At 65.5% G+C, this 18329-nt stretch carries 18 protein-coding genes and 1 riboswitch; of the genes, 7 read left to right on the top strand and 11 right to left on the bottom strand.

The annotated features are described in order from the left end of the window. Positions 1 to 26 precede the first annotated feature (26 nt). Positions 27 to 242, bottom strand: a riboswitch (cobalamin riboswitch). 158 nt (positions 243 to 400) lie between these two features. Beyond that, on the bottom strand, positions 401 to 739 hold the full coding sequence (gene glnK, locus B0E46_RS11545; RefSeq protein ID WP_077440644.1) for a P-II family nitrogen regulator: 339 nt from the start codon (positions 737 to 739) through the stop codon (positions 401 to 403). 183 nt (positions 740 to 922) lie between these two features. On the opposite strand from glnK, the gene B0E46_RS11540 reads away from it, so the two are divergent. From B0E46_RS11540 to B0E46_RS11530, 3 genes are all read left to right on the top strand, one after another. Next, positions 923 to 1180, top strand: a complete 258-nt coding sequence (locus tag B0E46_RS11540) for an accessory factor UbiK family protein (protein ID WP_077556051.1) — start codon at positions 923 to 925, stop codon at positions 1178 to 1180. Positions 1181 to 1327: 147 nt separating this feature from the next. Further along, positions 1328 to 2827 (top strand): YifB family Mg chelatase-like AAA ATPase, encoded by a 1500-nt coding sequence (locus tag B0E46_RS11535; protein WP_077555934.1) that lies wholly within the window; start codon positions 1328 to 1330, stop codon positions 2825 to 2827. Positions 2828 to 2987: 160 nt separating this feature from the next. Then, positions 2988 to 4781, top strand: a complete 1794-nt coding sequence (locus B0E46_RS11530; protein ID WP_077555933.1) for a sodium:proton antiporter — start codon at positions 2988 to 2990, stop codon at positions 4779 to 4781. Between the two features lie 91 nt (positions 4782 to 4872). Here the strand turns inward: B0E46_RS11530 and aceA are convergent, their stop codons facing one another. After that, the gene (gene aceA, locus B0E46_RS11525) at positions 4873 to 6168 is read right to left on the bottom strand and encodes an isocitrate lyase (protein WP_077555932.1); all 1296 of its coding nucleotides are present in this window, start codon (positions 6166 to 6168) and stop codon (positions 4873 to 4875) included. A 49-nt stretch (positions 6169 to 6217) separates the two neighbouring features. Further along, positions 6218 to 7846, bottom strand: a complete 1629-nt coding sequence (aceB, locus tag B0E46_RS11520; protein ID WP_077555931.1) for a malate synthase A — start codon at positions 7844 to 7846, stop codon at positions 6218 to 6220. Positions 7847 to 7884: 38 nt separating this feature from the next. Between aceB and B0E46_RS17735 the strand changes: the two genes are divergently transcribed. Together B0E46_RS17735 and B0E46_RS11515 are read left to right on the top strand one after the other, a co-directional pair. Beyond that, positions 7885 to 8046, top strand: coding sequence for a hypothetical protein (locus B0E46_RS17735; protein WP_168171187.1), 162 nt, complete (start codon positions 7885 to 7887; stop codon positions 8044 to 8046). Further along, on the top strand, positions 7970 to 9010 hold the full coding sequence (locus tag B0E46_RS11515) for a LysR family transcriptional regulator (RefSeq protein WP_077555930.1): 1041 nt from the start codon (positions 7970 to 7972) through the stop codon (positions 9008 to 9010). Before B0E46_RS17735 ends, B0E46_RS11515 begins: the two co-directional genes overlap by 77 nt. Positions 9011 to 9019: 9 nt before the next feature. Here B0E46_RS11515 and B0E46_RS11510 read toward each other — a convergent pair whose 3' ends face one another. The 8 genes from B0E46_RS11510 to B0E46_RS11475 all read right to left on the bottom strand — a co-directional run bounded on the left by B0E46_RS11510 (position 9020) and on the right by B0E46_RS11475 (position 14663). Then, positions 9020 to 9649 (bottom strand): LysE family translocator, encoded by a 630-nt coding sequence (locus tag B0E46_RS11510; RefSeq protein ID WP_077555929.1) that lies wholly within the window; start codon positions 9647 to 9649, stop codon positions 9020 to 9022. A gap of 54 nt (positions 9650 to 9703) precedes the next feature. Further along, positions 9704 to 10300: a 1-acyl-sn-glycerol-3-phosphate acyltransferase gene (locus tag B0E46_RS11505; RefSeq protein ID WP_077555928.1), complete on the bottom strand. Its 597-nt coding sequence runs from the start codon at positions 10298 to 10300 to the stop codon at positions 9704 to 9706. After that, positions 10297 to 10719, bottom strand: a complete 423-nt coding sequence (arfB, locus tag B0E46_RS11500) for an alternative ribosome rescue aminoacyl-tRNA hydrolase ArfB (protein WP_077555927.1) — start codon at positions 10717 to 10719, stop codon at positions 10297 to 10299. Before arfB ends, B0E46_RS11505 begins: the two co-directional genes overlap by 4 nt. Positions 10720 to 10816: 97 nt before the next feature. Next, entirely contained in the window at positions 10817 to 11530 is a 714-nt protein-coding gene (locus B0E46_RS11495) for a pseudouridine synthase (protein ID WP_077555926.1), read from the bottom strand. Between the two features lie 83 nt (positions 11531 to 11613). Then, the gene (gene ubiB, locus B0E46_RS11490; RefSeq protein WP_174567080.1) at positions 11614 to 13254 is read right to left on the bottom strand and encodes a ubiquinone biosynthesis regulatory protein kinase UbiB; all 1641 of its coding nucleotides are present in this window, start codon (positions 13252 to 13254) and stop codon (positions 11614 to 11616) included. A gap of 5 nt (positions 13255 to 13259) precedes the next feature. After that, complete coding sequence (locus tag B0E46_RS11485) at positions 13260 to 13910, bottom strand: SCP2 sterol-binding domain-containing protein (protein WP_077555924.1); 651 nt, start codon at positions 13908 to 13910, stop codon at positions 13260 to 13262. Between the two features lie 27 nt (positions 13911 to 13937). After that, positions 13938 to 14408, bottom strand: a complete 471-nt coding sequence (trmL, locus tag B0E46_RS11480) for a tRNA (uridine(34)/cytosine(34)/5-carboxymethylaminomethyluridine(34)-2'-O)-methyltransferase TrmL (protein ID WP_077555923.1) — start codon at positions 14406 to 14408, stop codon at positions 13938 to 13940. A 51-nt stretch (positions 14409 to 14459) separates the two neighbouring features. Continuing rightward, entirely contained in the window at positions 14460 to 14663 is a 204-nt protein-coding gene (locus B0E46_RS11475; RefSeq protein ID WP_077556050.1) for a hypothetical protein, read from the bottom strand. Positions 14664 to 14917: 254 nt separating this feature from the next. Between B0E46_RS11475 and B0E46_RS11470 the strand changes: the two genes are divergently transcribed. Both B0E46_RS11470 and B0E46_RS11465 read left to right on the top strand, forming a co-directional pair. After that, a complete protein-coding gene (locus tag B0E46_RS11470; RefSeq protein WP_077555922.1) occupies positions 14918 to 17788 on the top strand; it encodes a pitrilysin family protein in 2871 nt (956 codons plus the stop codon). A gap of 103 nt (positions 17789 to 17891) precedes the next feature. Continuing rightward, positions 17892 to 18296 carry a DUF4156 domain-containing protein gene (locus B0E46_RS11465; protein ID WP_077555921.1) on the top strand — a complete coding sequence of 135 codons (405 nt, stop codon included), beginning with the start codon at positions 17892 to 17894 and terminating at the stop codon, positions 18294 to 18296. Positions 18297 to 18329: the final 33 nt, after the last annotated feature.

Genomic DNA, 18329 nt, shown 5'->3' with positions numbered 1-18329 from the left:
GGAAGCCGTCACTACGCACCGGGACACGTTCGTCCCGATGTGCCGGCAGGTCTTCGGACTTGCGGACATGGATCTTGCGATCCGCCTACTTGTCGCCGCTTCCCAGTCGTGGACGACCAGTGCATGTGGCGACGTTCGTTTCCGCTTTACCGCTGCGGGGCAGTTCCGGAATTACACCGGATTCCCTTTTAAGCCCGACCGACGATCGCGTCTGGACGGGCACCGACGGACACAACATATCGGGTGCATCGGGCAGGGTCAACCCAACAAGTTGTGCACAAGTCGGGGGATAAGCCGCACGCGGCTAGGCGCGGCGCGGGCTGTCACGGGATCACTTTTTCATGGTTTGGGTTACTGCGGGGCCGGAACCATCCGCCGCGTCAGGCTGCGCTGACAGGGATCAGAGCGCGTCGTGATCCAGTTCGCCGGTGCGGATGCGGATCACCTGTTCCAGCGTGCTGACGAAGATCTTGCCATCGCCGATCTTGCCGGTGCGGGCGGAATGCTGGATCGCCTCCAGCACGCGATCGAGCTGGTCGTCCGCAATCGCCACCTCCAGCTTGATCTTGGGCAGGAAGTCGACCACGTATTCGGCGCCGCGGTACAGTTCGGTGTGGCCTTTCTGGCGGCCGAAGCCCTTCACCTCGGTTACCGTCACGCCCTGCACGCCGACCTCGGCCAGCGCTTCGCGCACATCGTCCAGCTTGAATGGCTTGATGATCGCCACGACCAGCTTCATGGGCTATTCCTTGAATCGACCGATATAGACACGATAGACCCGCATTCTGCCTGCCTCGCGGTGTGTTGTCGCCTCAGGGAGGCTCGTGTAGGACAATCCTTACGCTGATTGATGGAGCATACCGATGGTGCACCCGAATTCCATTCACCTAGACTTCATTTCGACGAGTTCGAGGTGCTATCCATGATGGATAGGCAGGATATCGACCAGATTGCCCTGCGACTTGTGTCGTTGGTACCGCCAGGACTGGCACAGGCGCATCAGGATTTGCGAGCCAACTTCCAAGATGTTCTGGCGCAAGGATTGCGCCGCCTCGACCTGGTCACCCGCGAGGAATTCGAAGTCCAGACGCAAGTGCTGGCGCGTACGCGCGCCAAGGTCGACGAATTGGAGCGACGCGTAGCCGAACTCGAGGCTGCTGTGGCTGCCCGCGGGGGCTAGCAACAACCAACCTCCCGGGAGCCGCCCCCGATCCGTCACCTCACCCCGAGAGTGATCGGGGGCGGTTATTTTTCAGTACTGCGGATGGAGTCGCCCGATGTCCCTGCATGGCAGCGACCCTTCCGTGCAGCAGCGACCGTCGGCCGCATGAGTCTTGCCGTCACCCTCAGCCGCGCCCAGGAAGGCATCGCCGCGCCGCAGGTGATGGTCGAGGTGCATCTCTCCGGTGGCTTGCCTGCCACGAATATCGTCGGCCTGCCCGAGGCTGCGGTACGCGAGGCGCGCGATCGCGTGCGCGTCGCGATCCAGAACACCGCCTTCGAATACCCCAACCGTCGTGTCACCGTGAACCTGGCGCCGGCCGAGCTGCCGAAGGACGGCGGCCGCTTTGACCTCTCGATTGCCTTGGGCATTCTTGCGGCCAGCGGCCAGGTGCCGCGCGAGAAGCTGGACGATTGCGAATTCCTCGGCGAGCTGGCGCTGACCGGCACCCTGCGTAGCGTCTCCGGCGTGCTGCCGGCGCTGCTCCGCGCGCGCGCGCGCGGCCGCCGGATGGTGGTGCCGCGTGAGAACGCCGCCGAAGCCGCGCTGGTGCCGGACGTGGATGTGCGGGTGGCCGACACGCTGGCTGAAGTATGCGGCTGGTTGCGCGGCGTGCAGGAATTGTCCGCGCCGGTCGGCATTCCCAGCGATGGCGGTGCGGACAGTGGCCCGGATCTGCGTGATGTGCGCGGCCAGTTGCAGGCGCGGCGCGCATTGGAGATCGCGGCCGTCGGCGGTCATCATCTGTTGCTGATGGGGCCGCCGGGCACAGGCAAGACCATGCTGGCCGAACGCTTGCCCGGCATCCTGCCGCCGCTGTCGCAATCGGAGGCGCTGGAGACCTGCGCGGTGCTTTCGGTGGCGGGGCAGAATACCGATCTGGCGCAATGGCGGCGCCGACCGTTCCGGGCGCCGCATCACACCGCCTCGGCGGTGGCGCTGGTCGGCGGCGGTTCGTATCCGCGGCCGGGCGAGATTTCGCTGGCGCACAATGGCGTACTGTTCCTGGACGAACTGCCGGAATTCAGCCGGCATGTGCTGGAGGTGCTGCGCGAGCCGATGGAGTCGGGCCATATCGTGATCTCGCGGGCGGCGCGGCAATCGACGTTTCCGGCGCAGTTCCAGCTGGTCGGGGCGATGAACCCGTGTCCGTGCGGTTATGCCGGCGATCCACGCCAGCGCTGCCATTGCACGCCGGACCAGATCCAGCGTTACCGTGCCCGCATCTCCGGCCCGCTGCTCGACCGTATTGATCTCTGCGTGGAAGTGCCGCCGGTGCCACTGGCCGACCTCGGCTCGCCGCGCGGCGAGCACGACGAGGATTCCGCCACCGTGCGCGCCCGGGTACTGAAGGCGCGGCGACAATCGCTGATGCGGGCGGGCCGGCCGAATGCCGAAATCAGCACGCGCGAACTGGAGCGTGACTGCGCGCTGGGACCGGCCGAGCGGCGCTGGTTCGAAACCGCGCTGGAACGGCTGGGTCTTTCCGCGCGCGCCTATCACCGCGTGTTGCGGGTCGCCCGCACCATCGCCGATCTCGATGGCGGCGCAGCCTTGCTGGAGCGTGAGCATCTGGCCGAAGCGCTGCAGTACCGGAGGCTGTGAAGCGGGAGTGAGCGGAGAGGAGCGAGAAATGAGAGAAAGCAAGACCATGGCGTGCCCCGGCTTTTCTCTCGCTTCTGATTCTTCTCCCGCCGCTTCTCGCTCTAGACGCGCAAGGTGGCGCGTGCTCCGATAGCGCTCCGACCTTGGCCCAGGGACAGCGATGACTATCGAACTCGGCCTGATGCTCGCCGGCATGCTGATGATCGGCTTCCTGTCGCAGTGGCTGGCCTGGCGGGTGAAGTTGCCGGCGATCCTGTTCCTGCTGCTGGCCGGGATTCTGCTCGGGCCGGTCGGTGGTGTGCTCGATCCGGACAAGTTGCTGGGCAGCCTGTTGTTCCCGATCGTGTCGCTGGCGGTGGCATTGATCCTGTTCGAGGGCAGCCTGACCTTGCGCTTTCATGAGCTGCCGGGCATTGGTCACGTGGTGCGTGGGCTGGTCAGCTATGGCGCAGTAACCGCGTTGTTGCTGCTGGCGCTGGCAGCCCATTTGGTGGCCGGTCTGAGCTGGTCGATCGCCTTGCTGTTCGGCGCGCTGGCCTGCGTCACCGGGCCGACGGTGATTGCGCCGATGCTGCGCACGCTGCGGCCCAACGCACGCATCGCCAACACCTTGCGCTGGGAAGGCATCGTGATCGATCCGCTGGGCGCGCTGTTCGCGGTGCTGATCTTCGAGGCGATCGTATCGCGGCAGGAAGGTCACACCATCGGCATCTTCGTCGCCACGATCGGCTGCGGTGCGGTGACCGGCGCGCTGAGCGCATGGCTGACCGGATTCCTGCTGCGCCGGCAGCTGATTCCCGAATACCTGCAGAACTATGCGGTGCTGGCCGCGGTGCTGCTCGCTTTCAGCGTCTCCAACGTGATCACGCATGAATCGGGCCTGCTGGCGGTGACCATCATGGGTATCGCGCTGGGCAACATGCGCGGCGTGCACATCGACGACATCCTAGACTTCAAGGAAAGCCTCACCACCGTGCTGGTGTCGGTGCTGTTCATCCTGCTGGCGGCGCGGCTGCACTGGCCGTTGCCGGACGGCATGCTGGGCGCGGGCATCGCGCTGTTCGCGATTGCGCAATTGGTCGTGCGTCCGCTGACGGTGCTGTTGTCGAGTCTGGGCAGTGCATTGAGCTGGCGCGAACGTGCGCTGATCGGCTGGGTGGCTCCGCGCGGCATCGTGGCGGCGTCGGTGTCCGCGCTGTTTGCCCTGCGTCTTAATGCACTGGGCGTGGCGGGAGCCGGAGCATTGGTGCCGCTGGTCTTCATCCTTATCATCGGCACCGTCGTGCTGCAGAGTGCGACCGCGCGGCCGCTGGCGAAGTGGCTGAAGGTGGCGGAGCCGGAGCCGCGCGGCCTGCTTATCTTCGGCTCCGACGAGGTGGCCCGTGCCATCGGCAAGGCGCTGGACGAAGCCGGATTTCGCGTGATGCTGGCCGACGATGACTGGGACGGTATCCGCCAGGCGCGCATGGACGGCTTGCCCACGTTCTTCGGCAATCCGGCGTCGCCGCATGCCGAGCGTCATCTGGATCTGACCGGCATCGGCCGCCTGCTGGCGGTGTCCACCCATCGCGAGCGCAATTCACTGGCCTGCGTGCATTACCGGCAGGAGTTCGGCCGCGACAAGATCTACCGATTGCGCAACCTGACGCCGCAGGAGAACACCGATCGCGCGGCCTTGTCGGGCAGTCTGCTGGCGCCGGCGCTGTTCGACGAGGAGATGACGCATGGCCGTTTTGCCGAGATGCTCGGACAGGGCTGGCGGATCAAGTCGACCCGATTGAGCAGCACGTTCGACTGGCCGCATTTCATCGAGCAATATGGCTCTAATGCCGTGCTGATGTTCGGCGTGGAGGAAAAAGGGGCGTTGCGGGTGGCATCGACCAAGCGTGAGCTGGAGCCGAAGCCGGGCTGGACGGTGATTGCGCTGGTGCCGGAGAACAGGAGTGAGAAATGAGGAGTGAAAGGTGATGGGTGAAAGAAAGCAGGTGCGCAGCACGCCGCCAGCTCTCTCTCACCTCTCACTCCTTTCTCCTCACTACTCGCCCTTACGCCACGGCTTGGCGGAACTGTGACTCCTCGGTCGAGCCCTTCAGCGCGGTGGTCGAGGACTGGCCCTGCTGGATCGTCTGCGTCACCGCGTCGAAGTAGCCGGTGCCGACCTCGCGTTGGTGCTTCACCGCGGTGAAGCCATGCTCGGCGGCGGCGAACTCCTTTTCCTGCAGCTCGACGAAGGCCGTCATCTGGCGCCGTGCGTAGCCGCGGGCCAGTTCGAACATGCCGTAGTTCAGGCTGTGGAAGCCGGCCAAGGTGATGAACTGGAACTTGTAGCCCATCGCACCCAGTTCGCACTGGAAGCGGGCGATGGTGGCGTCGTCCAGGTTCTTCTTCCAGTTGAAGCTGGGCGAGCAGTTGTAGGCGAGCAGTTTGCCCGGGAACTTGGCGTGAATCGCTTCGGCGAACTTGCGTGCGTCTTCCAGGTTCGGCTTGCTGGTCTCGCACCAGATCAGGTCGGCATATGGCGCGTAGGCGAGGCCGCGGCTGATCGCCTGATCCAGGCCCGGACGCACGCGATAGAAGCCTTCGACGGTGCGCTCGCCGGTGATGAACGGCTTGTCATTGTCGTCGATGTCCGAAGTCAGCAGGTCGGCGGCATCGGCATCGGTGCGTGCCACCAGCAGGGTCGGTACGCCGGCGACGTCGGCGGCTAGGCGCGCGGCATTCAATTTGTCGACTGCCTCGCGGGTCGGCACCAGCACCTTGCCGCCCATGTGGCCACACTTCTTCACCGAGGCCAGCTGGTCCTCGAAGTGCACGCCGGCGGCGCCGGCCTCGATCATCGCCTTCATCAGTTCGAACGCGTTCAACACGCCGCCGAAGCCGGCTTCGGCGTCGGCCACGATCGGCACCAGCCAGTCGGTATCGTCCTTGCCTTCGGCATGGTGCAGCTGGTCGGCGCGCAGCAGGGTGTTGTTGATGCGCTTGACCACCAGCGGCACCGAGTTCGCCGGGTACAGCGACTGGTCGGGATACATCTCGCCGGCCACGTTGGCGTCGGCGGCGACTTGCCAGCCGCTGAGGTAGATCGCCTGCAGGCCGGCCTTGACCTGCTGCATCGCCTGGTTGCCGGTCAGCGCGCCGAGCGCATTGACGAAGTCTTCCTTGTGCAGCGACTTCCACAGCCGCTCGGCACCGCGGCGGGCCAGCGAGTGCTCGACCGCGACGGTGCCGCGCAGGCGCACCACGTCCTCGGCGGAGTAGTTGCGCTGGATACCGCTCCAGCGGGTGTTGTTGTTCCAGTCCAGGGTGATCTGTTCGGCGGTGGGCAGCGTGGTGTTTTTCATGGCGTGGCTCCGTGGAATCGAAGGTGGTGCGAGGCTCGGCGGCCTGGCGTCAGCCGAGCTGGTCGTAGGCGGGCAGGGTCAGGAAGTCGCCGAGTTGGTCGGCATGGGTCAGGGCGGACAGCAGGGCGGCAGCGGCATCGACGCGATCGGCGCCGGGTACGTCGCTGTCGCGCAGGCGATGGGCATGCGCGGCGAGCGCGTGATCGAACAGCGCGAAGTCGATCGGCGCGTGGTCGGGAAATTCGAGCGCGCCCCCGGTCGGCGCCCCGCCGGCCGGAATGCCGGCGTGATGCAGCCACTGCCACAGCTGCGCGCGAGCGATCTCGGCGGTGGCGGCGTCTTCCATCAGGTGATGGATCGGCACGCAGCCCAGGCCACCCAGCCATGCCGCGGTGTAGCGCAGGCAGACCTCGACGTTGTTGTCGAAACCGATGCGGCTGATGGTGCCGTTCGGTGTGGCGAGCAACTGCTCGCGGCTCACCTGCACATCCGTGCGCAGCACGTCGAGCTGGTTCGGTGTCGGCATGTACTGGTCGAAGATCTGCTGCGCCACCGGCACCAGTGCCGGGTGTGCCACCCAGGTGCCGTCATGGCCGGCCTGCACTTCGCGCAGCTTGTCGCTGCGCACTTTGGCCAGTGCGGCCTCGTTCGCCGTGTCATCGCCCTTGATCGGGATCTGCGCCGCCATGCCGCCCATCGCGAACGCGCCGCGGCGATGGCAGGTCTGGATCAGCAGCTCCGAATACGCCTTCAGGAACGGCACGGTCATCAACACCTGGCCGCGTTCCGGCAGCAGGCGGTCGCGGTGGCCGCGCAGGGTTTTCAGATACGAGAAGATGTAATCCCAGCGGCCGCAGTTGAGGCCGACGATGCGGCCACGCAGGGCGTGCAGGATCTCGTGCATCTGGAACGCGGCCGGCAAGGTCTCGATCAGCACGGTGGCCTTCATGCAGCCGGTCGGCAGGTTCAGCTCAGCCTCGGCCATCGCCATCGCCTCGTCCCACAGCGCGGCTTCTTCCATCGCCTCCAGCTTGGGCAGGTAGAAGTACGGGCCGCGGTCGCGCGCCTGCAGCGCGCGGGCGTTGTGGAACACGAACAGGCCGAAGTCGACCAGCGCGCCGGCCATCGCCTCGCCGTCCACGCTGAAGTGCTTGTCGTGCAGGTGCCAGCCGCGCGGACGCACCACCAGCACGGCGGGATTGGCATTGACACGGTAGTGCTTGCCTTCGGCCGTGGTGAGTTCGATCGTGCCGTTCACCGCATCGCGCAGGTTGAGCTGGCCATCGAGCTGGTTGGTGAAGGTGGGGGCCGAGGAATCCTCGAAGTCGGCCATGAACACCTTCGCGCCGGAGTTCAGCGCGTTGATGATCATCTTGCGTTCGACCGGGCCGGTGATCTCGACGCGGCGATCCTGCAGCGCCGCCGGGATCGGCGCCACGCGCCAGTCCGATTCGCGGATCGCGACAGTATCGGCGCGGAAATCCGGCAGCGCGCCGGCGTCGTAGCCGGCCTGGCGGACGCGGCGGGCCTGCAGCAGGCGCTGCCGCGTGGACTCGAACCGACGATGCAGCTGCGCCAGGAAATCCAAGGCGTCAGGCGTCAGGATGCTTGCGTAACCGCTGGGGTCGGCATGGATTTCAAGCGTGCCTGGGTCGAGTCGTTCCCTGGGTACTGCCATGACTTCGCTCCGTTCTCTGGGTGGCTCGAAGCTAGGTCATGAATCAACTATTTGACAAAGTGAATGTTTCAATTATTAACATGAGCATTGACAATAACTTTGCTAAAGTATTGAAATGCTGGGATGAAATCTCCTGCCGTTGCGCTGAACAAGGCAAAAAAAAGCCGCCGCGGTGCAGCAAAAAAGCCCGTGGGCGTTGAGTCGACGCATGAGGGTAGCGGTCGTTTCTACTACAAGGGCAACCGCCACAAGCAGCTGCGCGCCTTCGTCAGCGTGGTGAAACTGGGTACGCTGACCCGTGCCGCGGAGGCGCTGTATCTGTCGCAGCCCACGGTCAGCCTGCTGTTGCAGGCGCTTGAGCGGGAGCTGGGCGTGAGCCTGGTCGAACGCCGGCGCCGCCGCATCAACCTCACCGATGCCGGCGAGGCGCTATACGAGCTGGCGCGGCCGCTGGTCGAGGGTTGGGAAACCCTCGATCGCGACTTTCAGGCCCGGGTGCAGGGATTGCAGGGTGGCCGGCTGACCATTGCCGCCGGTACCTCGACCATCCAGTACCTGCTGCCCGAACTGGTGCGCCGTTTTCGCGAACGCTTTCCCGCGGTACAGCTGCAGCTGGCCAATGTCACTGGCAAGGACGGCATGGCGCTGCTGCGTGCGGACGATGCCGATTTCGCAGTGGGTTCGATGCTCGACGTGCCGAACGACATCGCCTGGGCGCCGGTGCATCACTACGACCCGATGCTGATCATGCCGCCGGATCATCCGCTGGCCGCCAAGGAGAAGGTCACGCTGGAGGATCTGTCGCCGTATGGGCTGATCCTGCCGCCGCAGCGGCTGTCCACCTACCGGCTGGTCGACCTGGTATTCCAGCAGCGCCAGGTGCCGTACCACGTCGCGATCGAGGTGGGCGGCTGGGACGTGATCAAGGAATACGTGGCGATGGGCATGGGCATCTCGATCGTCACCGGCATCTGCATCACCGAGGCCGACCACAAGCGGCTGGCCGTGCGCAACATGAAGCAGTATTTCCCGCAGCGCAGTTACGGCGTGGTGATGCGCAAGGGCAAGTTCCTCAGCGCCGAGGCGCGCGCCTTCATCGACCTGATCCGTCCCGGCCTGTTGACCCACCGTGATTACGACGAGTCGGGACACTCGCAGCGTTGAACGCGTGCTTCAGCTGCGTTGTTGCAACGCCAGTTTCAATCCGAAGCCCAGCAGTACCGCGCCGCACAAGCGATCCATCCAGCGTCCGATCTGCGGCTTGCGCTGCAGCAGCCGATGGATGCGCCCGCCGAGCAGGGCGAGCAGCAGCGACCAGCACAGTCCGGTGCCGATGAAGCTCAAGCCCAGCACCAGCAGCCCGAGCTGCGCATGGGCGGCATGCAGCGAGACGAACTGCGGCAGGAAGGCAAGATAGAACAGCGCCACCTTCGGGTTCAGCACATTGGTCAGCATGCCCTGCCGGAAGGCGGCGGCGCAGCCGTGGCCGCGCGTGACGGTCGGGGCGTGCGCGCCCTGCCGGCTCAACAGCATGCGCAGACCGATCCAGATCAGATAGGCGGCGCCGAGGTATTTCAGCACGGTGAATGCGGTGGCCGAGGTCGTCAGGATCGCGGACAGTCCCAACACCGCCGTTAGCGTATGCACCACGCAACCGGCGTTGATGCCCAGTGCGGCACCGAGGCCGACGGCATGGCCTTCGCGGCCGCTGCGCGCGAGGATGTAGAACGTGTCCAGCCCCGGCGTGAGATTCAGCGCGATGCAGGCGAGCAGGAAGGCGCCGTAGTGCTGGATGCCGAGCATGGAAGTGTCCGCTGCGAGTGACATGCGGGAGCGGGATAGCCAGGGCGGGCCAGCTCAGATGCCATGGTATTTGCCCTGGAACGGCGCGTAGTACGCACGCAGCCGGGCGACGTCGGCTGCCATGTCGTCCGTGGTGTCGAACAGCGGGCCAAGCCGGATGATCTTTTCCGGATAATGGAAGGCCACCGGAAAGACCGGTACGCCGGCATCATGGGCGATGTGCCAGAAGCCGCTTTTCCACCGGGTCACCGGTTTGCGCGTACCTTCCGGTGCAATGCCCAGCCATAAGCTGTCGCGTCGGTGGAACTGGTCGATCATCTGCTCGACCACGCCCTTGGCGGCACCACGATCGATGGCCATGCCGCCGAGCCGGCGCAGCAGGCCGCCGAGCGGCCCGCGGAACAGCTCCTGCTTGGCCATGAAATGCACGTCGGCACCGATCGCCACCTTGATCAGCAGGCCCCAGACACCGTCCCACCAGGACGAGTGTGGCGCGGCGATCAGCACCAACTTGGGGACGTCAGGAAAGTCGCCGAGCAGGCTCCAACCGCCCAGGCGAAGCACGCCACGGCAGATGCGGCGCTGCCATCCGTCGCGCAGTTTCGGCATCCGCGGTGGCAGTTGATTGGGCGCCAGAAGATGACCGTTCATTCGAAATCCGGTTTGCGCGAACGAGCCTGCTTGATCTTGCCACGTTGCTGCTTGCCGACCAGGCGGCGTTCTTGCGAGGCCCGGGTCGGTTTGGTGGCGACACGTTTCCTCGGTGGAATCAGGACGCCGCGAATGATCTCGACCAGCCGCTCGCGCACGTCGTCGCGATTGCGCGCCTGATCGCGGAAGCGGCGTGCCTGGATCACCAGCACCCCTTCGCCGGTCAACCGGCGGTCGCGCCGCGCCAGCAAACGCATGCGGATTTCCTCCGGCAGCGACGGCGAATTGATCACGTCGAAGCGCAGCTCCACCGCACTCTCGGTGCGGTTCACATGCTGCCCGCCGGGACCGTCCGCGCGCAGGAAGCGTTCGACCAGTTCGGACTCGGGCAGGGTGATGCTGGGACTGACGATCAACATGCGGGGAGTGTAGAGGGCAAGAAGTGAGTAGGTGAAGCGAGGAGTGCGGAGTGAGAGAAAAGCGGCGCTGAATCCTGCCCCTACTTGCTCTCACTTCTCACTCTTCTTCACTCACTCCAGGCAACACCCAGCCGAAGCGATCAAGCAACCCGGCAAACGCGGCATCCAGCGGAGCCTCGAACTCCATCGCAACGCCGGTCAGCGGATGCGCAAAGCGCAACCGCCACGCGTGCAGCAACATTCGATGGCAGCCGAAGTACTGCTTGTACAGCCGGTTGTGGTCGCCGCGGCCGTGCTGGCAGTCGCCGATGACCGGGTGGTGGATGTGCGCCAGATGCTTGCGGATCTGCCGGAAGCGGCCACTTTCCGGCTCGGCCAGCACCAGTGCGTAACGCTGCTGCGGATAGCGGCCCAGCTCGATCGGTACCTCGATCGTGGCCAGTCGCCGGTATTGCGTGCGCGCCTCGCGCCGCGGGCCGGTCTCGCGCGAGCCGGGCAGCGGATAGTCGATCACGCCTTCCAGCGGGTCGGGCCAACCGCGCACCACGACCAGATACCGCTTGCGCACCGAGCGGCCCATGAACTGTTCGCCGAGCCTGGCGGCGACGTCCTTGCTGCGCGCGATCAGCAACACGCCGCTGGTGGCACGATCGAGCCGGTGCGCCAGATATACGTTGTCGCCGATCTGTTCACGCAACTGGTCGATCAGGAATTCTTCGGCGTTGCCGACCATCTTCGAACGATGCACGGCGAGGTTCGCCGGCTTGTTCACCGCGATCAGCGCGTCGTCCTGGTAGAGAATTTCAAGCATGGTTTCGTTCTGCTAGGAGCGTGCTTTGTGCGCGATGAGACTTGCGGCATCGTCGATCGCGCACAAGGCGCGCTCCTGCAGGTTCAGCGCGAGCGCGGCCAGCCGACGGCGAAGGTCAGCAGGCCGGCGCCGCCGGCAAGCAGCGGTGGCCAATTGCCGTGTTGCGGCGCCATCGTCCACAGCAGTGCGGCGGCGACCAGCAAGGCGCTGCCCAGCATGCCGCAGGCGAGCAACCGGTGCAGGCCCCGGGCGTTCTCGCGCAGCAACTGGAGTGCTTGCGGATCGCTCACGCTGCGTTGTTCGCCGCGGCCGATCTGACGCAGCGCGTCGCGCACCAGCTCGGGGAACTGCGGGGCGTTGTGCAGCCACTCGGGCAGGCGCTTGCGCACCTCGCGCAAGGTGCGCAGCGGGCTGTAGCGTTCGCGCAGGATGCGCTTGAGCACCGGGTGCGCTACCGCCCAGATATCGATCTCCGGGTCGAGCATGCGGCCGACGCCTTCGATGTTGAGCAGGGTCTTCTGCAGCAGGATCAGCTGTGGTTGCAGGGTCAGCTCGAAGCGGCGCGCGGTCTGAAAGAGTTTGACCACCAGTTCGGCCAGCGAGATCTGCGACAGCGGGCGGGTGAAGTAGGGCTCGCATACCGTGCGCACCGCGGCTTCCAGTTCGTCCAGTCGCACGTCGGCCGGCATCCAGCCGGCGGCGACGTGCAGCTGCGCGATGCGCGCGTAGTCGCGCTCGAACAGCGCGATGAAGTTCTGCGCCAGCCAGTACTGGTCTGCTTCCGGCAGCGAACCCATGATGCCGAAGTCCAGCGCGATGAAGCGCGGCTCGCCGGTGCGCGTCGGATCGACCCAGATATTGCCGGGGTGCGCGTCGGCGTGGAAGAAGTTGTCGCGGAACACCTGCTCGTAGAACACCCGCACGCCTTTGGCGGCGAGCGCCTTGCGGTCGAGGCCGGCGGCGTCGATCGCGGCGATGTCGTCGCTGCTGATGCCGTGCACGCGTTCCAGCGTCAGCACGCGTTGCGCAGTCAGCTCCCAGTGCACGGCCGGCACGTAGAGATCCACGCCATTGTCGAAGTTGCGCTTGAGCAGGCTGGCGCTGGCGCCTTCGCGCTGCAGGTCCAGCTCGTTCTCCAGCATCTTCTCGACTTCGGCGACCACGTCGAGCGGACGGATCTTGTCGGCGTTCGGATGCCAGCGTTGGGCCAGCTCGCCGAGCGAGCGCAGCAGTTTCACATCGCGCGCGATCTGCGCGTCGATGCCGGGCCGCAGCACTTTCACCACCACCTCGCGGCCGTCGTGCAGGGTGGCGGCATGGACCTGGGCGATCGAGGCCGAGGCCAGCGGCGTTTCATCGAACTGCGCGTAGAGCGAACCGATCGACGATTTCAGTTCGCGCTCGACGATCGTGCGCGCCTCGCTGCCGGAGAAAGGCGCGACCCGATCCTGCAGCAGGGCGAGTTCGTCGGCGATGTCGGCCGGGACCAGGTCGCGGCGGGTCGACAACACCTGGCCGGCCTTGACGAAGATCGGCCCCAGCTCGGTCAGCGCCAGCCGCAAGCGTTCGCCGCGCGGAAGCTGCGCCACGTTCGCGCGCGGGCGCGCCAGCAGCGGGCGCAGCAGTTTCAGCGGCCGGTACAGGTGCGCGGCGTCGACCAGTTCGTCGAGCCGGTAGGCCAGCAGGACCGAGGCGACCCGCAGCAGTCGCGGCACCACCTTCAGCGGCGTCACGCGGCGTTGCCTTGCAGGCGCTGGATCAATCGCTGCACGCGCGATTCCAGCCGCTCGCTGCGTTCGCGCAAGTGGTCCACGCCATCGAGGAAACCCTCGACTTCGCCTGGCGCCAGCGCGATGCGGGCTTCATCGCGCAGCCAATCGGCGCTGTCCTCGGTGAGATGCGTGGCGGTTTCGCGCGCGTGGGCGAGGCCTTTGCGTACCGCCTTGGCCAGCGGTACGCCAAGCACGTCACCGAAGGTGCGGGCGAACGCCTCCTCGAAATCCGGGGCGAACTTGCTGGCGAGTTTCTCCAGCCGGCGTGCCAGCTCGGCGTCGCCGGCGATCTCCACCTTGCCCGGCGCGATGCCGTCGTCGTCGCGGCGGAACATCATCGCCAGCAGGCTGCCCGGGGTGGCGGCGACGCGCAGCTGGCTGTCGTCCTGCGGCGGTCCGACCTTCAGGCGCGCGTCTTCGACGGTCACCGCCAGGGCGATTTCCGGTCCGCGCAGATGCAGTTGCACGCTGCGGCCTTCCAGCGCGGCCAGCCGCTGTCGGGTGTCCGGATCCAGCGACAAGGTGTGGTTCAGCGCGGTTTCCAGCGCGCGGCCGGCGAGCTTGCGCAGCGGTTGTGGCAACCAGGAGTTGGGAATGGCGGCATTCATCCGGCGATTGTAGCCCGGTGGCCGCTGCTAGACGTCCGCGGCCCCGGCAAAGCCGAGCTGGCGCCAGGCTTCGTACACCGCCACGGCGACCGTGTTCGACAGGTTCAGGCTGCGGCTGTCCGCACGCATCGGCAGGCGCAGGCGTTGTTCGGCGGGGATCGTCTCCAGCACATCTGCCGGCAAGCCGGCCGTCTCGCAACCGAACAGCAAGGCATCCCCATCGGCAAAGCCGGCATCGATGTGGGCGACTCGACCGCGGGTGGTGAAGGCGAACACCCGTGGCATGCCGATCGCAGCGAGGCAACTGGCCAGCTCGTCATGCACCGCGACGCGGGCGTACTCGTGGTAATCCAGGCCGGCGCGGCGCAAGCGTGCATCGTCAAGCTCGAAACCGAGCGGTCGGATCAGGTGCAGCGCGGCGCCGGTGTTCGCGCACAGGCGAATCACGTTGCCGGTGTTCGGCGGGATCTCGGGACGGAACAGGATGACGTGGAGCATCCGGTGATTATCGCGTACCTGCCATGCTCCGCGGTGATTCGCGTGGCGTGCTCAGCCATTCTGCCGCGGGCAGACCACACCGTCCGGCGGCAACGCGCAGGTGGTCGGTGCGGACAGCAGGATGGAACTCACGCTGCGGTTGGCAGCCAGCTGTGCCGAGGGTGTGGTGGTCGTGAGCATGGCGCCCATGATCAGCGAGCAGACGGCCATGCAGGCAACGAACAGCGTGCGCAACATCAAGGTTTCGAATTTCATGGTCATTCTCCGATGAAGGGGCAGGTCCCTGTATCCATGAAAAGCAATCGCCGTGCCAAGAGGAATATGGATGTAAGTGTTTGATAATAAAGGTTGAACCTGGCTTGGCAGGGGGCGCTTGATTGTCCGCGGACAGTCTGGCGGCACGATCGGACAGCGGCCGGACAATGCGCGGGATTTCACTGCAAGTTATTGCGATGGGTCTATTGCGTCGTTAGTCTCGGGGATCACATTCATGAAACGGGAAGTTCATAGTGGCTAGAAAGCCTTCGGCTCTGATCCTTGCTGGTCTGATCACTCTGGCAGTTGGCGGATTGCCTGCGCGGGCGGCCCCGGCGGCGGCGCCTGGCGCGACATCCAGCCAGATTCCGGACATCGCCTACACCCGTTTCACCCTGCCGAACGGCCTGACCGTGGTGGTGCATGAAGACCACAAGGCGCCGGTGGTGGCGGTGAGCATCTGGTACCACATCGGTTCTGCCGACGAGCCTAAGGGCAAGACCGGGTTTGCGCATCTGTTCGAGCACCTGATGTTCTCCGGCTCGGAAAACCACAAGGGCACGTATTTCGAACCGTTCGAGAAGGCCGGTGCCACCGACATGAACGGCACGACCTGGTTCGACCGCACCAATTATTTCGAGACCGTGCCGACCACCGCGCTGGACATGGCGCTGTGGATGGAATCGGACCGCATGGGCCACCTGCTCGGTGCGATCGGCCAGAAGGAACTCGATACCCAGCGCGGCGTGGTGCAGAACGAAAAGCGTCAGGGTGAAAACCGCCCGTACGGTCGCGTCGACGAGAACATCCTGGCCAACACCTATCCGGCCAACCATCCGTACCAGCACGACACGATCGGCTCGATGGCCGATCTCGACGCCGCTTCGCTGGACGATGTGAAGTCGTGGTTCCACAGCAATTACGGTGCCGCCAACACCACTCTGGTCCTGGCCGGCGACATCACCGTGGCGCAGGCCAAGGAAAAGGCCGCGAAGTATTTCGGCGACATTCCGGCCGGCCCGGCGGTAGCGCGTCAGCAGGCGTGGATCACCCCGCTGCCGGCATCCACCCGCGGCGTGCAGCACGATCACGTGGCGCAGCCGCGCATCATCCGCACCTGGGTGGTGCCTCAGCTGGGCAGCGACGATGCGATCCAGCTCGACCTCGCCGCTTTCGCACTGGGCGGCGGCAAGACCTCGCGGCTGTACCAGCGCCTGGTCTACCAGGACAAGCTGGTCGACCACATCTCTGCCGATATCGGCGAATTCGCATTGGCCAGCCAGTTCCAGATCCAGGCCGATGTAAAGCAAGGTGTCGATCCGGCCAAGGTGGAGGCGGTGATCAATGAGGAGCTGAGGAAGTTCCTCGCCAGCGGCCCGACCCAGGATGAACTCGATCGCGCCAAGGTGGCCAACCGCGCCGGCTTCGTGCGAGGCCTGGAGAAGGTCGGTGGTTTCGGCGGCAAGGCGGTGATTCTCGCTGAGGGGCAGGTCTATCGCGGCGATCCGGGTGCCTACAAGAAGGACCTCGTGCGTTCCGCAGCGGCCAGCATCGCCAGCGTCAAGGCTGCGTCAGACAAGTGGCTGAGCAAGGGCGATTACCTGCTCACCGTGCTGCCGGCCGACAAGGGTTTCGATCCGGCCGTCGAAGATGCCAAGGTGATGGCGCTGGGCGCGGCGGCGGGTCGACCGCAGCCGAAATTGCCGCCCGCGCATGTCTACAGCGTGAGCAAGAGCGATCTGGATCGCAGCGCCGGCGTGCCGCAGGTCAGCCGGTTCCCCGAGTTGAGTTTCCCCAAACTCGAGCACGGCAAGTTGAAGAACGGCATCGAGGTGATCCTGGCCGAGCGCCACACCATTCCCGTGACCCAGATGCAGTTGCTGTTCGATTCGGGCTACGCCGCCGATCAGGGTCGCAAGCTTGGCACCGCCAGTTTCACCACCCGCCTGATGAACGAAAGCACGAGGGATCTCGACTCGGTGGAAGTGGCCAGGCGCAGGCAGCGACTGGGTGCGATCACCAATGTCGGCTGCGGCCTGGATAGCTGTGTCGCCTCGCTTGATGCATTGAACGATCAGTTGCAGCCTTCGCTGAGCCTGTTCTCCGATATCGTGCGCAACCCGGCCTTCAAGGCAGCGGACATCGACCGCGTGCGCGGCCAGTGGCTGGCCGGTATTGCACAGGAAAAAACCCAGCCCACCGGGCTGGCCCTGCGCACGTTGCCGCCGCTGCTGTATGGCGAGCATCACGCCTATGGCATTCCGTTCACCGGCTCGGGTACCGAAAGCGAGATCAAGGCGTTGACCGATGCGGATCTGGTCGCGTTCCAGCACGACTGGCTGCGCCCGGACAACGTGAAGATCCTGGTCGCCGGCGATACCACGCTGGCGCAGATCATCCCGCAGCTCGATGCCGTGTTCGGCGACTGGAAGGCTCCCGCCACGGCGGTGCCGAAGAAGAACATCGCCAAGGTGGCGGCACAGGCCAAGCCGCGGGTGTTCCTGATCAACCGCGCCGATGCGCCGCAGTCGCTGATCCTCGCCGGGCTGCTGGCGCCTTCGACCCGCGCCGACAATAACCTGGCGATCCAGGCGGCCAACGGGGCGTTCGGCGGCACCTTCACCTCGCGCCTGAACATGAATCTCCGTGAGGACAAGCGCTGGGCGTATGGCGCAAACAGCATGCTGATGGATGCGCAGGGTCAGCGGCCGTTCCTGTTCTTCGCGCCGGTGCAGACCGACAAGACCGCCGAGTCGGCAGCCGAGGTGCTGAAGGAGGCGCGCGCGGTCATCAGTGACAGGCCGCTGACCGCCGCCGAGATCGCCAAGATCAAGGACCAGCGCGTGCGTGCGTTGCCGGGCAGCTACGAGACCACCAGTGCCGTGCTCGGTGCGATCAGCGGCATCGTGCAGTACGGCCGTCCGGACGACTACGTGCAGACCTTGAAGTCGCAGCTGGAAGCGGTCACGCCCGCGGCGGCGGAGACGGCGATCAAGGAAATCGTGCAGCCCGCGGCGATGACCTGGGTGATCGTCGGCGACCTCGGCAAGATCGAGGTGCCGGTGCGCGCACTGAACCTCGGCGAGGTGCAGGTGATCGATGCCGATGGTCAGTTGATGAAGTGAGGGAGTAAGCCGGCGTACAGCACGCCGGTACATCCCCGCGTTAGGATGGAGGCCGGGCCGGCAAGGGTCTGGCCTCTCTTTCATGTCACTGCGGAGCCTTTACATGCGCAAGTCCCTGTTGTTGCTCGTCCCCGTCTTGTTGAGCGCCTGCAGCTGGGGCATCACCCTGGACGATGCCGCCAGGAACGTCCGCACCGCGTGGAGCGGCGATGTCTCCAGCTGCCGCGATCTGGGCAAGGTCACCGTATCGGTGATGGATCACGTCGGTCCGGTCGACCGCAACGGCATCACCGTGCGCGACGAACTGGAAGTGCTGGCGCGCAACGAGGCGGCCAAGATGCATGCGGACACCATCAAGCCGCTGGCCGAACCGGTCGATGGCTCGCAGCCGTGGGGCGCCTATCAGTGCGGTGCACGCCAGATCAATCCGGTGCGTTCGTCGAACGCTCCCGCAACCCCGAACTCCACGCCAGGCAATGCGCAAACCTTCCCGATACATGGCGGCTGAGACCGCACGGTCTTTCTGAAATGATGGGCGCCT

The sequence above is a fragment of the Rhodanobacter sp. B04 genome, assembly GCF_002001125.1.
Classification (GTDB): domain Bacteria; phylum Pseudomonadota; class Gammaproteobacteria; order Xanthomonadales; family Rhodanobacteraceae; genus Rhodanobacter.
This window is presented reverse-complemented; position numbering and strand designations above follow the sequence as displayed.

Coding starts and splice junctions, on each gene's coding strand:
- B0E46_RS11515 (WP_077555930.1), top strand. CDS start 7,970: ATGAAATCTCCTGCCGTTGCGCTGAACAAGGCAAAAAAAAGCCGCCGC.
- glnK (WP_077440644.1), bottom strand. CDS start 739: ATGAAGCTGGTCGTGGCGATCATCAAGCCATTCAAGCTGGACGATGTG.
- B0E46_RS17735 (WP_168171187.1), top strand. CDS start 7,885: ATGAATCAACTATTTGACAAAGTGAATGTTTCAATTATTAACATGAGC.
- B0E46_RS11475 (WP_077556050.1), bottom strand. CDS start 14,663: ATGAAATTCGAAACCTTGATGTTGCGCACGCTGTTCGTTGCCTGCATG.
- aceB (WP_077555931.1), bottom strand. CDS start 7,846: ATGGCAGTACCCAGGGAACGACTCGACCCAGGCACGCTTGAAATCCAT.
- B0E46_RS11465 (WP_077555921.1), top strand. CDS start 17,892: ATGCGCAAGTCCCTGTTGTTGCTCGTCCCCGTCTTGTTGAGCGCCTGC.
- arfB (WP_077555927.1), bottom strand. CDS start 10,719: ATGTTGATCGTCAGTCCCAGCATCACCCTGCCCGAGTCCGAACTGGTC.
- B0E46_RS11510 (WP_077555929.1), bottom strand. CDS start 9,649: ATGCTCGGCATCCAGCACTACGGCGCCTTCCTGCTCGCCTGCATCGCG.
- B0E46_RS11495 (WP_077555926.1), bottom strand. CDS start 11,530: ATGCTTGAAATTCTCTACCAGGACGACGCGCTGATCGCGGTGAACAAG.
- B0E46_RS11485 (WP_077555924.1), bottom strand. CDS start 13,910: ATGAATGCCGCCATTCCCAACTCCTGGTTGCCACAACCGCTGCGCAAG.
- B0E46_RS11505 (WP_077555928.1), bottom strand. CDS start 10,300: ATGAACGGTCATCTTCTGGCGCCCAATCAACTGCCACCGCGGATGCCG.
- B0E46_RS11540 (WP_077556051.1), top strand. CDS start 923: ATGATGGATAGGCAGGATATCGACCAGATTGCCCTGCGACTTGTGTCG.
- B0E46_RS11535 (WP_077555934.1), top strand. CDS start 1,328: ATGAGTCTTGCCGTCACCCTCAGCCGCGCCCAGGAAGGCATCGCCGCG.
- B0E46_RS11530 (WP_077555933.1), top strand. CDS start 2,988: ATGACTATCGAACTCGGCCTGATGCTCGCCGGCATGCTGATGATCGGC.
- aceA (WP_077555932.1), bottom strand. CDS start 6,168: ATGAAAAACACCACGCTGCCCACCGCCGAACAGATCACCCTGGACTGG.
- trmL (WP_077555923.1), bottom strand. CDS start 14,408: ATGCTCCACGTCATCCTGTTCCGTCCCGAGATCCCGCCGAACACCGGC.